This window comes from Streptococcus infantis SPAR10 (assembly GCF_000279535.1).
Taxonomy (GTDB): domain Bacteria; phylum Bacillota; class Bacilli; order Lactobacillales; family Streptococcaceae; genus Streptococcus; species Streptococcus infantis_I.
In genome coordinates, this window is sequence record NZ_ALCH01000004.1 from 355959 (window position 1) to 370370 (window position 14412).

Below are 14412 nucleotides of genomic sequence, written 5' to 3' on the forward strand. Positions count from 1 at the left end.
GTTTAGAAAGCTTTTTAAACCATTTTTTGATATAATAAGAAGAATAAATTGAAAGAAGGAATTCTGAAAATGGGAAAACTTGAAGTTATTAATCATCCACTGATTCAACACAAATTATCAATCTTGCGTCGCACTGACACTTCTACAAAAGCTTTTCGTGAACTAGTAGACGAGATTGCAATGTTGATGGGATATGAAGTGCTTCGTGATCTTCCACTTGAAGATGTAGAAATCGAAACACCGATCACAAAAACAGTTCAAAAACAGTTGGCTGGTAAAAAATTGGCGATTGTCCCAATCTTGCGTGCAGGTATTGGTATGGTTGATGGACTATTGAGTTTGGTTCCAGCAGCAAAAGTTGGTCACATTGGCATGTACCGTGACGAAGAAACCCTTCAACCAGTAGAATACTTGGTAAAATTACCTGAAGATATTGACCAACGTCAAATTTTTGTAGTTGATCCTATGCTTGCAACAGGTGGATCAGCGATTTTGGCTGTTGACTCCCTCAAAAAACGTGGAGCTTCAAACATCAAGTTTGTCTGCCTTGTATCAGCTCCAGAAGGTGTGAAGGCACTTCAAGCAGCACACCCTGATGTAGAAATCTTTACAGCAGCTTTGGATGAACGCTTGAACGAACATGGTTACATCGTTCCAGGTCTTGGAGATGCTGGAGACCGCTTGTTCGGAACAAAATAAGATTCTAAAGTGATATTGAGACTATAGCCTAGTCTTAGTTTTGAAAGGAGGTTGAATTTTTGTATCTGTTAGTAGGATAGAGCAAAAATTTGACCTTTTTTGACCAAAGATATATAATAATCCTATTAATAAAGAAATTAGAAATCAAAAGGAGAAATGAATGATTCCTGTAGTTATTGAACAAACAAGTCGTGGAGAACGCTCGTATGACATTTACTCACGTCTTCTTAAGGACCGCATTATCATGTTGACTGGACCAGTCGAAGACAATATGGCAAACTCAGTTATCGCCCAATTGCTTTTCTTGGATGCCCAAGATAGTACAAAAGATATTTACCTTTATGTAAACACTCCTGGAGGTTCTGTATCAGCTGGTTTGGCAATCGTTGATACTATGAACTTTATCAAGGCAGATGTCCAAACTATCGTTATGGGAATGGCAGCCTCAATGGGGACTGTCATCGCATCAAGTGGAGCAAAGGGTAAACGTTTCATGCTTCCAAATGCAGAATATATGATTCACCAACCAATGGGTGGTACAGGTGGTGGTACTCAGCAGACTGATATGGCCATCGCTGCTGAACACTTACTTAAAACTCGTAAGACTTTGGAGCAAATCCTAGCAGATAATTCTGGCAAATCTGTTGAGCAAATTCATAAAGATGCTGAACGTGATTACTGGATGAGCGCTCAAGAAACTCTTGACTACGGTTTTATTGACGAAATTATGGCTAATAATTCTTTGAATTAAACTACTAAAGCAAGCTCGACTGAGCTTGTTTTTTTTGATATAATAGAAGGAAGATTGTAAGAAGGAAGTTGAATTATGTTTCAAAAAGAGAATCGGTCTGGTCTGATTATCTATTTATACTATAATCGCGATGCTAAAAAACTCGCAAATTATGGTGATATTTGTTACCACTCAAAAAAACATCGTTACCTACAACTTTATGTCCCAACAGAGGAAGTAGAAGAGCTGGTAAATCGTTTAGGAAAAGAGAAATTTATCAAGAAAGTGAGAGTTTGTCATATCCAAGAATTGGAAACTCCTTTTGTTGGAAACCTATATAAAACAAGCGAAAACGTTATCATTTAAAAAGTGAGAGAAACTTGTTGACAATTTTCTGATAATTCGGTATATTCTTAACATGTAATTTAAATTGAACCTTAAAAGGAGATAAACATGAAGAAAAAATTTGCATTATCACTTGTAGCTCTTGCAAGTACAGCTCTTTTAGCAGCTTGTGGGGAAGTGAAGTCAGGAGCTTCAAACACAACAGGTAATCCAATTGATGAAAAAGTTGTAAAAATTGGTTTCAACTTCGAAGAAACTGGTGCTGTAGCATCTTATGGTACTTCTGAGCAAAAGGGTGCTCAACTTGCAGTTGATGAAATCAACGCAGCAGGTGGTATCGATGGAAAACAAATCGAAGTAGTCGACAAAGATAACAAATCTGAAACTGCTGAAGCTGCTTCTGTTTCAACAAACCTTGTGACTCAATCTAAGGTAGCAGCTATCGTAGGACCTGCGACTTCAGGTGCAACTGCAGCGGCAGTAGCAAATGCTACACAAGCTGGAGTTCCATTGATTTCTCCAAGTGCTACTCAAGATGGTTTGACAAAAGGTCAAGATTTCCTCTTCATCGGAACATTCCAAGATAGTTTCCAAGGAAAAATCATCTCAAACTACGTTTCAAACAAATTGAACGCTAAAAAAGTGGTCTTGTATACAGATAACTCAAGTGACTACGCTAAAGGTATTGCAAAATCTTTCCGTGATTCATTCAAAGGTGAAATCGTAGCAGACGAAACATTTGTATCAGGTGATACAGACTTCCAAGCAGCTTTGACAAAAATCAAAGATAAAGACTTTGATGCAATCGTATTGCCAGGTTACTACACAGAAGCTGGTAAGATTGTAAACCAAGCTCGTGGTATGGGAATTGATAAGCCAATCATCGGTGGTGACGGATTTAACGGTGCAGAATTTGTTCAACAAGCAACTGCTGAACGCGCATCAAATATCTACTTCATCTCAGGATTCTCAACTACTGTTGATGTTTCAGATAAAGCAAAAGCCTTCCTTGAAGCTTATCGTGCAAAATATAACGAAGATCCTTCAACATTTGCAGCTCTTGCTTATGACTCAGTTTACCTTGTAGCTAATGCAGCAAAAGGTGCAAAAACTTCAGTTGATATCAAGAATAATCTTGCTAAAACACAAAACTTCGAAGGTGTTACAGGTCAAACAAGTTTTGATGCAGATCATAACACTGTGAAAACAGCCTTCATGATGACCATGAATAATGGTAAAGTAGATGCGGCAGAAGTCGTAAAACCTTAATTTTATAGATATCGTAAATGGGGAATGAGCTTTTACTCACTCCCTGTTTCGGTATTTATAAAGGGATTATTTTTTTATAAAATCCTAAAAATAAAACTTAGAAAGAGTGAACCATATGCTTCAACAACTTGTCAATGGTTTAATCTTGGGTAGTGTCTATGCCTTGCTAGCCCTGGGTTATACTATGGTTTATGGAATTATCAAGCTTATTAACTTTGCCCATGGTGATATCTATATGATGGGTGCTTTCATGGGTTATTTCTTGATTAATGCCCTCCATTTAAATTTCTTTTTAGCCTTAATTTTGTCCATGATTGGTTCAGCTATTCTCGGCGTAATCATCGAGTTTCTAGCTTACCGTCCACTCCGTCATTCAACTCGTATCTCTGTATTGATTACTGCTATCGGGGTATCCTTCTTGCTTGAGTATGGAATGGTCTATCTAGTAGGTGCCAATACACGTGCCTTCCCTCAAGCAATCCAAACAGTTCGTTATGACTTGGGTCCAATCAGTCTAACAAATATTCAATTATTGATTTTGACAGTTTCGATTGTCTTGATGATTCTTTTGCAACTCATCGTGCAAAAAACCAAGATGGGGAAAGCAATGCGTGCAGTATCTGTTGATAGTGATGCAGCTCAGTTAATGGGGATCAACGTAAACCGTACAATCAGTTTTACCTTTGCCTTAGGATCAGCTCTGGCTGGTGCAGCAGGTGTCTTGATTGCCCTTTACTACAACTCTCTTGAACCATTGATGGGAATGACTCCGGGTATTAAATCATTCGTTGCTGCCGTTTTAGGTGGTATCGGTATTATTCCTGGTGCAGCTCTTGGAGGTTTTGTAATTGGACTATTGGAAACTTTTGCAACAGCCTTCGGAATGTCAGATTTCCGTGATGCTATCGTGTACGGAATCTTGCTATTGATCTTGATTGTTCGTCCAGCTGGTATCCTTGGTAAGAATGTGAAAGAGAAGGTGTAAACAATGAAAGAAAATTTAAAAGTTAATATTCTCTGGTTGCTCCTTTTGTTGCTTGGATATGGTGTGATTAGCTTATTAGTTTCGTTTGGTATTTTAAACCTTTTCCATATTCAGATTCTAGAACAAATCGGTATCAATATTATTCTTGCAGTTGGACTTAACCTTATCGTTGGTTTTTCTGGTCAATTTTCTCTTGGACATGCTGGGTTCATGGCTATCGGTGCCTATGCAGCAGCCATTATTGGTTCTAAATCTCCAACTTACGGTGCATTTTTTGGAGCTATGTTGCTTGGTGCTATCATTGCTGGTTTGGTTGCCTTGGTCGTTGGAATTCCTACCCTTCGTTTGAAGGGGGACTACCTTGCAGTTGCGACACTTGGAGTTGCTGAAATTATCCGTATCCTAATCGTCAATGGTGGTGATTTAACAAACGGAGCTGCTGGTATCCTTGGTATTCCAAACTTTACTAATTGGCAAATGGTATACATTTTTGCCGTGATTACGACAATTGCAACGCTGAATTTCCTTCGTAGTCCAATCGGTCGTTTAACCTTGTCTGTTCGTGAAGATGAAATCGCAGCTGAATCTGTCGGGGTCAATACAACAAAAATCAAAATTATTGCATTTGTCTTTGGAGCTATGACTGCAAGTATTGCAGGTTCCCTTCAAGCAGGATTTATCGGTTCTGTTGTGCCTAAGGATTATAGCTTTATCAATTCTATCAACGTTTTAATTATCGTTGTATTTGGTGGTTTGGGATCAATTACAGGAGCAATTGTCGCTGCGATTGTTCTTGGTATTTTGAATATGTTCCTTCAAGACGTAGCTAGCGTTCGTATGATTATCTATGCTTTGGCCTTGGTACTTGTTATGATCTTCAGACCAGGAGGCCTTCTAGGAACATGGGAATTGAGCCTATCAAGACTCTTTAAAAAAGGTAAGAAGGAGGGACAAAACTAATGGCATTACTTGAAGTAAAACAGTTAACCAAGCATTTTGGTGGTCTGACTGCTGTTGGAGATGTAACTCTAGACTTGAACGAAGGTGAACTTGTTGGCTTGATTGGACCGAATGGAGCTGGGAAAACAACTCTTTTCAACTTGCTGACTGGAGTTTATGAACCAAGCGAAGGAACAGTAACCTTGGATGGCCACTTGTTAAATGGCAAGCAACCCTATAAAATTGCTGCTCTTGGTTTAGGGCGTACCTTCCAAAACATCCGCCTCTTTAAAGACTTGACAGTTTTGGATAACGTTCTTATTGCATTTAGTAACCATCATAAACAACATGTTTTTGCAAGTTTCTTGCGCTTACCAGCTTTTTATAAGAATGAAAAAGAATTAAAAGTTAAAGCCATAGAATTACTAAAAATCTTTGATTTAGATGGTGATGCTGAAACCTTAGCTAAAAACTTAGCCTATGGCCAACAACGTCGTTTGGAAATTGTTCGTGCCCTTGCTACAGAACCTAAAATCCTCTTCTTGGATGAGCCTGCAGCAGGTATGAACCCACAAGAAACTGCAGAATTGACTGAGTTGATCCGTCGCATCAAGGATGAATTCAAGATTACCATCATGCTGATTGAACATGATATGAACTTGGTCATGGAAGTCACTGAACGTATCTATGTTCTAGAGTACGGTCGTTTGATTGCTCATGGGACACCAGATGAAATCAAGAACAATAAACGTGTTATCGAAGCTTATCTTGGAGGTGAAGCCTAATGTCTATGTTAAAAGTTGAAAACCTCTCAGTTCACTACGGTATGATTCAAGCTGTACGTGATGTGAGCTTTGAAGTTAATGAAGGGGAAGTTGTTTCACTTATCGGTGCTAACGGTGCTGGTAAAACAACTATTCTTAGAACATTATCAGGCCTTGTACGTCCAAGTTCTGGTCGAATTGAATTTTTAGGACAAGAAATTCAAAAGACACCAGCTCAGAAAATTGTGGCATCAGGACTTTCTCAAGTACCAGAAGGACGTCATGTCTTCCCTGGTTTGACTGTTTTGGAAAACTTGGAGATGGGAGCCTTTCTTAAGAAAAATCGTGAAGAGAATCAAGCAAATTTGAAGAAAGTCTTCTCTCGTTTCCCTCGTTTGGAAGAACGTAAAAATCAAGATGCGGCTACTCTATCTGGTGGTGAACAGCAGATGCTTGCCATGGGACGTGCACTCATGTCAACACCTAAACTTCTTTTATTAGATGAACCATCAATGGGGCTTGCGCCAATCTTTATCCAAGAAATTTTTGATATCATCCAAGATATTCAAAAACAAGGAACAACAGTTCTCTTGATTGAACAAAATGCTAACAAAGCACTTGCTATTGCAGATCGAGGCTATGTACTTGAAACAGGTAAGATTGTCCTATCAGGAACAGGAAAAGAACTCGCAGCATCAGACGAAGTCAGAAAAGCATATCTAGGTGGCTAAAAAGGATTGCTTAGTAATCTTCGTATAGTCTGGGAGACTAGTTTAGGTTGTGGATGGAGATTGCGCACGCAATCCCTCTATAGTTTGGGGGACCTTTTTAGTCGGCGGATAAAGATTGCTAAGCAATCATACAATCTACATAAGTATAAAATCGAGGGCTCTAAGTTGAGCTCTTTTTCGTAAAGTCCTTCAGATTTTTCTGAATCTTGAAAAAGAAATGAAAGCGTTTGATAGCTTTCCGTAAAAAGTGTATAATAAAACTATAAACATAAAGGAGATTTCCTATGGCAGTTAAAGATTTTATGACACGCAAGGTCGTTTATATCAGTCCTGATACAACTGTTGCACACGCAGCAGATTTGATGCGCGAACAAGGCTTGCACCGTCTCCCTGTTATTGAGAATGATAAATTAGTAGGCTTGGTAACAGAAGGGACAATCGCTGAAGCTAGTCCTTCAAAAGCGACTAGTCTTTCAATCTTCGAGATGAATTATCTGCTTAATAAGACAAAAGTAAAAGACGTCATGATTCGAGATGTTGTTACAGTCTCAGGTTATGCAAGTTTAGAAGATGCAACTTATCTCATGCTTAAAAATAAGATTGGTATTTTGCCAGTTGTTGACAATGGACAATTGTATGGAGTCATTACAGATCGTGATGTATTCAGTGCCTTTCTTGAAATCGCTGGTTATGGGGAAGATGGAATCCGTGTTCGTTTTATCACAGAAAATGAAGTTGGAGTTTTAGGTAAGATTGTTTCTTTAATCGTTGAGGAAAATCTTAATATTTCTCATACCGTTAATATTCCACGTAAAGATGGTAAGATTGTTATCGAAGTCCAAATTGAGGGAACGATTGATCTTAGTTCCTTGAAGAAGAAATTTGAAGAAGAGAATATTTTCGTAGATGAAATTACCAAAACTGCAGCAAAAAAACTCTAAAAATTAAACTATCATTGTTTTTTACTTGCGAAAAAAATTTTTTTCTAGTATAATAGTTTATTGTGAGCAAACCTCACTTACCCCTTGCAAAGGCTTGGGGTCATTAGACCAAAAGGAGGAACATATCAATGGCTAAATACGAAATTCTTTATATCATTCGTCCAAACATTGAAGAAGAAGCGAAAAACGCTTTGGTAGCACGTTTTGACTCTATCTTGACTGACAACGGTGCAACTGTTGTTGAATCAAAAGATTGGGAAAAACGTCGTCTTGCATACGAAATCCAAGATTTCCGTGAAGGACTTTACCACATCGTTAACGTTGAAGCAAACGATGACGTAGCTCTTAAAGAGTTTGACCGTCTTTCAAAAATCAACGCTGACATTCTTCGTCACATGATCGTCAAACTTGACGCATAAGAAGGTAGATTATGATTAACAATGTTGTACTTGTAGGGCGTATGGTACGTGACGCCGAGTTGCGTTATACCTCATCAAATGTAGCAGTTGCGACTTTTACTCTTGCAGTAAACCGTACATTCAAGAGTCAAAATGGCGAACGTGAGGCTGATTTTATCAATGTCGTTATGTGGCGCCAACAGGCTGAAAATCTTGCTAACTGGGCTAAAAAAGGCTCTCTTGTCGGGATTACAGGTCGTATTCAGACTCGTAGTTACGATAACCAGCAAGGACAACGTGTCTACGTGACAGAAGTCGTAGCTGAGAATTTCCAAATGTTGGAAAGCCGTAGTGCTCGTGAAGGACAAAGTGGTGGAGCTTATTCTGCACCAACTGCTAGTCATGCAGCAACTACAAATTCAGTACCAGACTTTTCACGTGATGAAAATCCATTTGGATCAACCAATCCTTTGGATATTTCAGATGATGATTTACCATTCTAATGGACAATTAATACTATAAAGGAGAAAAAACATGGCTCAACAACGTCGTGGCGGATTCAAACGCCGTAAAAAAGTTGATTACATCGCAGCAAACAAAATTGAATATGTTGATTACAAAGATACTGAGCTTCTTAGCCGTTTCGTTTCAGAACGTGGGAAAATCCTTCCACGTCGTGTAACTGGAACTTCAGCTAAAAACCAACGTAAAGTAACAACAGCTATCAAACGCGCTCGCGTAATGGCTTTGATGCCTTTCGTAAACGAAGATTAAAGAAAAGACCCTTACGGGTCTTTTTTTTCACGAGCATGGAAATTGGATAGCGAGTTAAGACCCTTACGGGTCTTTTTTACGAGATAGTTTTTTCTGACCTTGGCGTGCTATAATGGTAATAGAAAGAGTAAAGGTGGGTAAGTCAAAGATGAATTGTACGATTAGAAATATGATTAAGTCTGATATTGAATCCTTATCTCATGGATTTATGAATCAGGGTTGGCCTGGTAGAGAGGAAATTTTAGCTAGATATTTTCTGGAACAGGAAAGTGGGGAGAGAGAAGTCTTAGTTGCAGAGATTGATGGTGCTGTAGTGGGCTACGTTACCATTTTGCCCTCTGCTAAACATGGTCCTTTTGCAGAAATCTATCCAGAATTATCAGATTTTAATGTGTTTGAGCCTTTTCGAAATCAAGGGATTGGGAATCAACTGCTAGAAGAAGCAGAAAAACGAATCAAGTTTGTTTCGAGTAAGGTCACTCTTGGTGTAGGTTTGCACTTAGGCTATGGCCCTGCCCAGAGATTATATATCAGACGGGGCTACATTCCAGATGGGACAGGTGTCTGGTATCGAAATCAACCCTTGGAAATGAATGCAACTAGCCAAAATAATGATGATTTGGTTTTGTATCTAGTAAAGGAATTCGGATAAGAGACAAGGATTTTATTGGGGATGTGGGATTTCTCTACTTTATGGTATAATGGAAAGAGTGAGTTGAAGGAGGTATTATAATGGATGCCAAGTTAAGATACAAGGCTAAGAAAACTAAAATTATCTTTTTTGATATAGATGATACTTTACGAAATTCAAAGACTGGCTTTATTCCAAGCACTATTCCAACAGCCTTTAAACAATTACGTGATAAAGGAATTTTGACAGGAATTGCGACTGGACGTGGAATTTTTGGTGTCGTCCCAGAGATTAAAGCCCTCAAACCTGATTTCTTTGTAACCTTGAATGGTGCTTATATTGAGGACAAAAAGGGCAATGTCATTTATAGTAACAAAATTGCTAAAGATAAGGTTGAGGAATATATTACTTGGACCAAAGAAGTTGGGATTGATTATGGTTTGGTGGGAAGCCATGCTGCTAAACTATCAAGACGAACAGAGATGATTAGCCAGGCGATAGACCCGATTTATCCTGATTTAGAGGTGGACCCTGATTTTTACCAAAAAGAAGATATTTATCAGATGTGGACCTTTGAGGACCAGGGAGATGACCTGAGATTGCCTGATGCTTTAGCATCGACTTTGCGTATGGTACGCTGGCATGAACATTCGTCAGATGTGGTGCCGATTTCCGGTTCTAAGGCAGCTGGAGTTGCCAAAGTGGTAGACCAATTAGGTTTAAAACCTGAAAACGTGATGGTTTTTGGGGACGGACTTAACGATTTAGAACTCTTTGATTATGCAGGCATTAGTGTTGCCATGGGTGTTTCTCATGACAAAATCAAAGAAAAAGCAGATTATATTACAAAAACATTAGAAGAAGATGGCATCTTTGATGCCTTAGAAGGATTTGGTATGGTAGAAAAAGAATTACATTTTCCACAAGTAGACATTGAAACAATAGAAGGTCCAATTGCGACTATTAAGACAAATCATGGGGATATGCGTATCAAACTTTTCCCTGAACACGCACCAAAAACAGTAGCCAACTTTATTGCTCTGTCAAAAGATGGATACTATGACGGTGTGATTTTCCACCGTATTATTAAAGATTTTATGATTCAAGGTGGAGACCCAACTGGAACCGGTATGGGTGGAGAGTCTATCTATGGAGAATCTTTTGAGGATGAGTTTTCAGAAGAACTTTACAATGTCCGTGGAGCCCTTTCTATGGCTAATGCTGGGCCAAATACAAATGGTAGCCAGTTCTTTATCGTGCAGAATCAACACTTGCCATATTCTAAGAAAGAAATTGCTCGTGGTGGTTGGCCAGAGCCAATTGCGGAGATTTATGCAGAACAAGGTGGAACTCCTCACCTAGACCGTCGTCATACTGTATTCGGTCAACTTGCGGATGAAGCTTCTTATGAAGTTCTGGATGCAATTGCAGGTGTCGAAACAGGTGCAATGGACAAGCCAGTTGAAGATGTCGTAATTGAAACTATTGAAATTGAGGACTAAAATGAAAATCGGTGATAAGCTAAATGGCCGTATTACTGGGATTCAGCCCTATGGAGCTTTTGTTGAGTTAGAAACAGGAGTGACAGGCCTGATTCATATTTCGGAGATTCGGACAGGATTTATCGAGAATATTTACGAGGTTTTAAAAATCGGTGATGAAGTCCAGGTACAAGTAGTAGATTTTGACGAATATACAGGGAAGGCTAGCCTTTCCATTCGTACCTTGGAAGAAGAAAAACATCAACTTCCTAGACGGAGACGTTTTTCGAATGATCGCATCAAACATGGATTCGCGCCGCTTGGTCGCATGATGCCTGTTTGGACACGAGAAGCTTTGGAACATTTAAAGAAAAACAGTAATTGATATCCCTCAAATCATTGTGATGTTATTATATTTTGCTATAATGGAAGTATGAACGAAGAACAATTATTAAAAACAGGAGAGCGCATTAATCAACTCTTCTCTACAGATATCAAGATTATTCAAAATAGAGAGGTTTTCAGCTATTCAGTGGATAGTGTACTTTTGTCACGCTTTCCTCGTTTTCCGAAAAATGGTTTGATAGTAGATTTCTGTGCGGGCAATGGAGCTGTTGGATTGTTTGCCAGTAGCCGGACCAAAGCTAAAATTCTATCTGTAGAAATTCAGGAACGTCTTGCTGATATGGCCGAACGCTCAGTACGTTTAAATGGGCTAGACGGACAGATGCAGGTCATCTGTGATGATTTGAAAAATATGCCAAGTCACATTCAGGGGAGCAAGGTTGATTTGATTTTATGCAATCCGCCTTATTTTAAAGTGGATCCAAATTCTAATCTGAACGAAAGTGAGCATTACCTTTTAGCTCGGCATGAAATTACAACCAATCTTAAGGAAATCTGTCGTAGTGCCCAGAGTATTCTCAAATCAAATGGACGTTTGGCAATGGTTCATCGTCCTGATCGATTATTAGATATCTTAGCTACGCTCCAACAGCATAATCTGGCTCCAAAACGTCTGCAATTTGTTTATCCTAAACGGGAGAAGGAAGCTAATATGCTTTTGATTGAAGCTATCAAGGACGGCTCCACTAGTGGTTTTAAGGTTTTACCACCACTCATTGTTCATAATAGTGATGGTACTTATACACCAGAAATTCAAGAGATTTATTATGGATCATAAGGCTTATATGTATGTGGTAGAGTGCCGTGATGGTTCCTACTATACAGGCTATACAACAGATGTGAAGAAACGGATTGCCGTGCACAATAGCGGTAAAGGAGCCAAATATACACGCGCTCGATTGCCGGTAAAACTCATCTTTGCAGAAGGTTTTGACAGCAAGGAAGAGGCCATGTCTGCTGAAGCTCTTTTCAAGCGCAAGACACGCATGCAAAAAGAACATTATCTTAAAGAGTGTCAAAATAAAAATTTAGTCGATGCTTTTGATATGTAATGAGGAGTCCTTTGGCTCCTCTTATTTTTGTCAAAAATAGAAAAAAATGCTACAATAAAGAGAATAAAGAAACGAGGTATTATCATGTCTAAGATTCTAGTATTTGGTCACCAAAATCCAGACTCAGATGCTATTGGTTCATCTGTAGCTTTTGCTTATCTTGCAAAAGAAGCATACGGTTTGGACACAGAAGCGGTGGCTCTTGGAACTCCAAATGAAGAAACAGCTTTCGTCTTGAACTATTTTGATGTGGAAGCACTGCGCGTGATTACATCTGCTAAAGCAGAAGGTGCAGAACAAGTCATCTTAACAGACCACAATGAATTCCAACAATCTGTTTCAGATATCGCTGAAGTAGAAGTTTACGGTGTGGTGGACCACCACCGTGTGGCTAATTTTGAAACTGCAAGCCCACTTTACATGCGTTTGGAACCAGTTGGATCCGCATCATCTATCGTCTACCGCATGTTCAAAGAACATGATGTAGCTGTACCAAAAGAAATCGCAGGTTTGATGCTATCTGGTTTGATTTCAGATACCCTTCTTTTGAAATCACCAACCACTCACCCATCAGATAAAGTCATTGCTCCTGAATTGGCTGAATTAGCTGGTGTGAACTTGGAAGAATACGGTCTTGCCATGCTCAAGGCTGGTACAAACTTGGCAAGCAAATCTGCTGAAGAATTGATTGATATCGATGCCAAGACTTTTGAACTCAATGGAAACAATGTCCGTGTGGCTCAAGTGAATACAGTTGATATTGCTGAAGTCTTGGAACGCCAAGCTGAAATCGAAGCAGCTATCCAAGCCGCAAATGCAGCTAATGGCTACTCTGACTTTGTCTTGATGATTACAGACATCGTCAACTCAAACTCAGAAATTTTGGCTCTTGGTGCCAACATGGACAAGGTAGAAGCAGCTTTCAACTTTAAGCTTGAAAACAACCACGCTTTCCTTCCAGGTGCTGTTTCACGTAAGAAACAAGTGGTACCACAATTGACTGAAAGCTTTAATGCATAATCATAGATGGGGAAGCCCATTGTTAAAAAGGAGTTTCGACTCCTTTTTTTCTAGGGGAGAAGTATGTTAGAAAATGGCGATTTGATTTTTGTGAAAGATGATTCGGATATAGGACAGGCCATCCAGGAATCTACTGGTCAATATAGCCATGTGGCCATCTTTTTGGACGGACAGGTCTATCATGCCACGGTAGAAGGTTGTGTCCTTGCTCAGTCTCCTGAGGAATTCTTTGAAGCTGGAAAAGTCTATGACCTTTATCACTATGAGCAGATTGATGGTGCAGAGGTCAAAAAGCGAGCAGAGAGTCTCTTAGGGGCTCCCTACAATGCGTCCTTTTACCCAGATGGAGATGGTTTCTATTGTTCCCAGTTTGTAGCAGAAATTCTTCCTATTTTTGAGACCATTCCCATGAAGTTTGGAGATGATACACAGGAAATCAGTGATTTCTGGAGAGAATATTATCGAGAGCTGGGGCTTCCTGTACCACTGAATCAGCCGGGGACAAATCCAAGTCAATTAGCAGTATCTCCTCTTTTAGTTTGTAAAGAAAGGAATCTTTATGATTCATATTTTTAATCCATCTCGCTTAACGCGACAGCCATTCTTTAAGGATTTAATTGATTTTCTAGACCAGCATGACGATGTTATCCTCCGTGAAATCAAGGCTCAGTTTCCAGAGATACCAGTTGATAAGTTTTTGGAGGAATACATTAAAGCGGGTTTGATTTTGAGAGAAAACAAACGCTATTATCTCAATCTTCCCTTTCTAGAATCTACAGAATCTCTTGTACTAGACCAGGAAGTCTTTGTGAGAGATAATAGTCCTGTTTATCAAGAAATCCTGGAGAAAGATTTTCAGACAGAATTGCGCAATCAAACAAATGCAGCTATCCTAGAAGAGCACACCGATTTTGCAAGGGAAAAGATGACCTTGTCCAATTACTTCTACAGGGTCAAGTTCCAGTATCCACTGACGGAAGAGCAGCAGAGACTGTATGAAATTTTAGGGGATGTCAATCCTGAGTATGCTCTCAAGTATATGACTACTTTTTTGCTCAAGTTTCTTAAAAAAATCAACTGATACAGAAACGACGTGATATCTTTGTTGATAGTCTAGTCTTATTAGGCTACATCGTTCAAAACGAAGATGGGAAATATGAGTTGGCTGTAGAATTTGATAAAGAACGATTCGTCTTTAGAAAAAAATAGAAGAAGGCTAGGAATTTTCCTAGCCTTTCTATTGTTTGA

At 39.2% G+C, this 14412-nt stretch carries 19 protein-coding genes and 1 pseudogene; all 20 read left to right on the top strand.

The features are described from left to right. Nucleotides 1-69: 69 nt before the first annotated feature. The 20 genes and pseudogenes from upp (at nt 70) to SPAR10_RS07065 (ending at nt 14373) form a co-directional block, all read left to right on the top strand. Nucleotides 70-699 (top strand): uracil phosphoribosyltransferase, encoded by a 630-nt coding sequence (gene upp, locus SPAR10_RS06970; RefSeq protein ID WP_004252365.1) that lies wholly within the window; start codon nt 70-72, stop codon nt 697-699. A 160-nt stretch (nt 700-859) separates the two neighbouring features. Continuing rightward, nucleotides 860-1450, top strand: coding sequence for an ATP-dependent Clp protease proteolytic subunit ClpP (clpP, locus tag SPAR10_RS06975; protein WP_004252366.1), 591 nt, complete (start codon nt 860-862; stop codon nt 1448-1450). A gap of 75 nt (nt 1451-1525) precedes the next feature. Continuing rightward, nucleotides 1526-1795, top strand: a complete 270-nt coding sequence (locus SPAR10_RS06980) for a YlbG family protein (protein ID WP_004252368.1) — start codon at nt 1526-1528, stop codon at nt 1793-1795. 87 nt (nt 1796-1882) lie between these two features. Further along, nucleotides 1883-3043 carry an ABC transporter substrate-binding protein gene (locus SPAR10_RS06985; RefSeq protein WP_004252370.1) on the top strand — a complete coding sequence of 387 codons (1161 nt, stop codon included), beginning with the start codon at nt 1883-1885 and terminating at the stop codon, nt 3041-3043. A 115-nt stretch (nt 3044-3158) separates the two neighbouring features. Continuing rightward, the gene (locus SPAR10_RS06990; protein ID WP_004252371.1) at nt 3159-4028 is read left to right on the top strand and encodes a branched-chain amino acid ABC transporter permease; all 870 of its coding nucleotides are present in this window, start codon (nt 3159-3161) and stop codon (nt 4026-4028) included. A 3-nt stretch (nt 4029-4031) separates the two neighbouring features. Continuing rightward, nucleotides 4032-4988: a branched-chain amino acid ABC transporter permease gene (locus SPAR10_RS06995; protein WP_004252374.1), complete on the top strand. Its 957-nt coding sequence runs from the start codon at nt 4032-4034 to the stop codon at nt 4986-4988. Further along, a complete protein-coding gene (locus SPAR10_RS07000) occupies nt 4988-5752 on the top strand; it encodes an ABC transporter ATP-binding protein (protein ID WP_004252375.1) in 765 nt (254 codons plus the stop codon). Before SPAR10_RS06995 ends, SPAR10_RS07000 begins: the two co-directional genes overlap by 1 nt. Next, nucleotides 5752-6462 carry an ABC transporter ATP-binding protein gene (locus tag SPAR10_RS07005; RefSeq protein WP_004252377.1) on the top strand — a complete coding sequence of 237 codons (711 nt, stop codon included), beginning with the start codon at nt 5752-5754 and terminating at the stop codon, nt 6460-6462. The genes SPAR10_RS07000 and SPAR10_RS07005 overlap by 1 nt, the downstream gene beginning before the upstream one ends. Nucleotides 6463-6746: 284 nt before the next feature. Further along, nucleotides 6747-7403, top strand: coding sequence for a CBS domain-containing protein (locus tag SPAR10_RS07010; RefSeq protein ID WP_004252378.1), 657 nt, complete (start codon nt 6747-6749; stop codon nt 7401-7403). A 128-nt stretch (nt 7404-7531) separates the two neighbouring features. Then, a complete protein-coding gene (gene rpsF, locus SPAR10_RS07015) occupies nt 7532-7822 on the top strand; it encodes a 30S ribosomal protein S6 (protein WP_001151775.1) in 291 nt (96 codons plus the stop codon). Between the two features lie 11 nt (nt 7823-7833). After that, nucleotides 7834-8304 carry a single-stranded DNA-binding protein gene (locus SPAR10_RS07020; protein WP_004252379.1) on the top strand — a complete coding sequence of 157 codons (471 nt, stop codon included), beginning with the start codon at nt 7834-7836 and terminating at the stop codon, nt 8302-8304. Nucleotides 8305-8335: 31 nt separating this feature from the next. Further along, the gene (rpsR, locus tag SPAR10_RS07025; protein WP_000068664.1) at nt 8336-8575 is read left to right on the top strand and encodes a 30S ribosomal protein S18; all 240 of its coding nucleotides are present in this window, start codon (nt 8336-8338) and stop codon (nt 8573-8575) included. A 148-nt stretch (nt 8576-8723) separates the two neighbouring features. Then, complete coding sequence (locus tag SPAR10_RS07030; protein WP_004252380.1) at nt 8724-9227, top strand: GNAT family N-acetyltransferase; 504 nt, start codon at nt 8724-8726, stop codon at nt 9225-9227. Nucleotides 9228-9307: 80 nt separating this feature from the next. Continuing rightward, nucleotides 9308-10708 (top strand): bifunctional Cof-type HAD-IIB family hydrolase/peptidylprolyl isomerase, encoded by a 1401-nt coding sequence (locus SPAR10_RS07035; protein WP_004252381.1) that lies wholly within the window; start codon nt 9308-9310, stop codon nt 10706-10708. A 1-nt stretch (nt 10709) separates the two neighbouring features. Beyond that, nucleotides 10710-11072 (top strand): S1 RNA-binding domain-containing protein, encoded by a 363-nt coding sequence (locus SPAR10_RS07040; RefSeq protein ID WP_004252382.1) that lies wholly within the window; start codon nt 10710-10712, stop codon nt 11070-11072. Nucleotides 11073-11120: 48 nt separating this feature from the next. Further along, nucleotides 11121-11870, top strand: coding sequence for a tRNA1(Val) (adenine(37)-N6)-methyltransferase (locus tag SPAR10_RS07045; RefSeq protein ID WP_004252383.1), 750 nt, complete (start codon nt 11121-11123; stop codon nt 11868-11870). Next, entirely contained in the window at nt 11860-12144 is a 285-nt protein-coding gene (locus SPAR10_RS07050; protein WP_004252384.1) for a GIY-YIG nuclease family protein, read from the top strand. Before SPAR10_RS07045 ends, SPAR10_RS07050 begins: the two co-directional genes overlap by 11 nt. Nucleotides 12145-12228: 84 nt before the next feature. Further along, complete coding sequence (locus tag SPAR10_RS07055; RefSeq protein WP_004252385.1) at nt 12229-13164, top strand: manganese-dependent inorganic pyrophosphatase; 936 nt, start codon at nt 12229-12231, stop codon at nt 13162-13164. Between the two features lie 63 nt (nt 13165-13227). Then, nucleotides 13228-13740 carry a YiiX/YebB-like N1pC/P60 family cysteine hydrolase gene (locus tag SPAR10_RS07060; RefSeq protein ID WP_004252387.1) on the top strand — a complete coding sequence of 171 codons (513 nt, stop codon included), beginning with the start codon at nt 13228-13230 and terminating at the stop codon, nt 13738-13740. Continuing rightward, nucleotides 13724-14373: pseudogene (locus SPAR10_RS07065) on the top strand (DUF1803 domain-containing protein). The gene SPAR10_RS07060 and the pseudogene SPAR10_RS07065 overlap by 17 nt, the downstream one beginning before the upstream one ends. Nucleotides 14374-14412 lie beyond the last annotated feature (39 nt).

Coding starts and splice junctions, on each gene's coding strand:
- SPAR10_RS07030 (WP_004252380.1), top strand. CDS start 8,724: ATGAATTGTACGATTAGAAATATGATTAAGTCTGATATTGAATCCTTA.
- SPAR10_RS07035 (WP_004252381.1), top strand. CDS start 9,308: ATGGATGCCAAGTTAAGATACAAGGCTAAGAAAACTAAAATTATCTTT.
- upp (WP_004252365.1), top strand. CDS start 70: ATGGGAAAACTTGAAGTTATTAATCATCCACTGATTCAACACAAATTA.
- SPAR10_RS07050 (WP_004252384.1), top strand. CDS start 11,860: ATGGATCATAAGGCTTATATGTATGTGGTAGAGTGCCGTGATGGTTCC.
- rpsR (WP_000068664.1), top strand. CDS start 8,336: ATGGCTCAACAACGTCGTGGCGGATTCAAACGCCGTAAAAAAGTTGAT.
- SPAR10_RS07005 (WP_004252377.1), top strand. CDS start 5,752: ATGTCTATGTTAAAAGTTGAAAACCTCTCAGTTCACTACGGTATGATT.
- SPAR10_RS07055 (WP_004252385.1), top strand. CDS start 12,229: ATGTCTAAGATTCTAGTATTTGGTCACCAAAATCCAGACTCAGATGCT.
- SPAR10_RS07045 (WP_004252383.1), top strand. CDS start 11,121: ATGAACGAAGAACAATTATTAAAAACAGGAGAGCGCATTAATCAACTC.
- SPAR10_RS07060 (WP_004252387.1), top strand. CDS start 13,228: ATGTTAGAAAATGGCGATTTGATTTTTGTGAAAGATGATTCGGATATA.
- SPAR10_RS07020 (WP_004252379.1), top strand. CDS start 7,834: ATGATTAACAATGTTGTACTTGTAGGGCGTATGGTACGTGACGCCGAG.
- SPAR10_RS06990 (WP_004252371.1), top strand. CDS start 3,159: ATGCTTCAACAACTTGTCAATGGTTTAATCTTGGGTAGTGTCTATGCC.
- SPAR10_RS07010 (WP_004252378.1), top strand. CDS start 6,747: ATGGCAGTTAAAGATTTTATGACACGCAAGGTCGTTTATATCAGTCCT.
- SPAR10_RS06995 (WP_004252374.1), top strand. CDS start 4,032: ATGAAAGAAAATTTAAAAGTTAATATTCTCTGGTTGCTCCTTTTGTTG.
- SPAR10_RS07040 (WP_004252382.1), top strand. CDS start 10,710: ATGAAAATCGGTGATAAGCTAAATGGCCGTATTACTGGGATTCAGCCC.
- clpP (WP_004252366.1), top strand. CDS start 860: ATGATTCCTGTAGTTATTGAACAAACAAGTCGTGGAGAACGCTCGTAT.
- SPAR10_RS06985 (WP_004252370.1), top strand. CDS start 1,883: ATGAAGAAAAAATTTGCATTATCACTTGTAGCTCTTGCAAGTACAGCT.
- rpsF (WP_001151775.1), top strand. CDS start 7,532: ATGGCTAAATACGAAATTCTTTATATCATTCGTCCAAACATTGAAGAA.
- SPAR10_RS07000 (WP_004252375.1), top strand. CDS start 4,988: ATGGCATTACTTGAAGTAAAACAGTTAACCAAGCATTTTGGTGGTCTG.
- SPAR10_RS06980 (WP_004252368.1), top strand. CDS start 1,526: ATGTTTCAAAAAGAGAATCGGTCTGGTCTGATTATCTATTTATACTAT.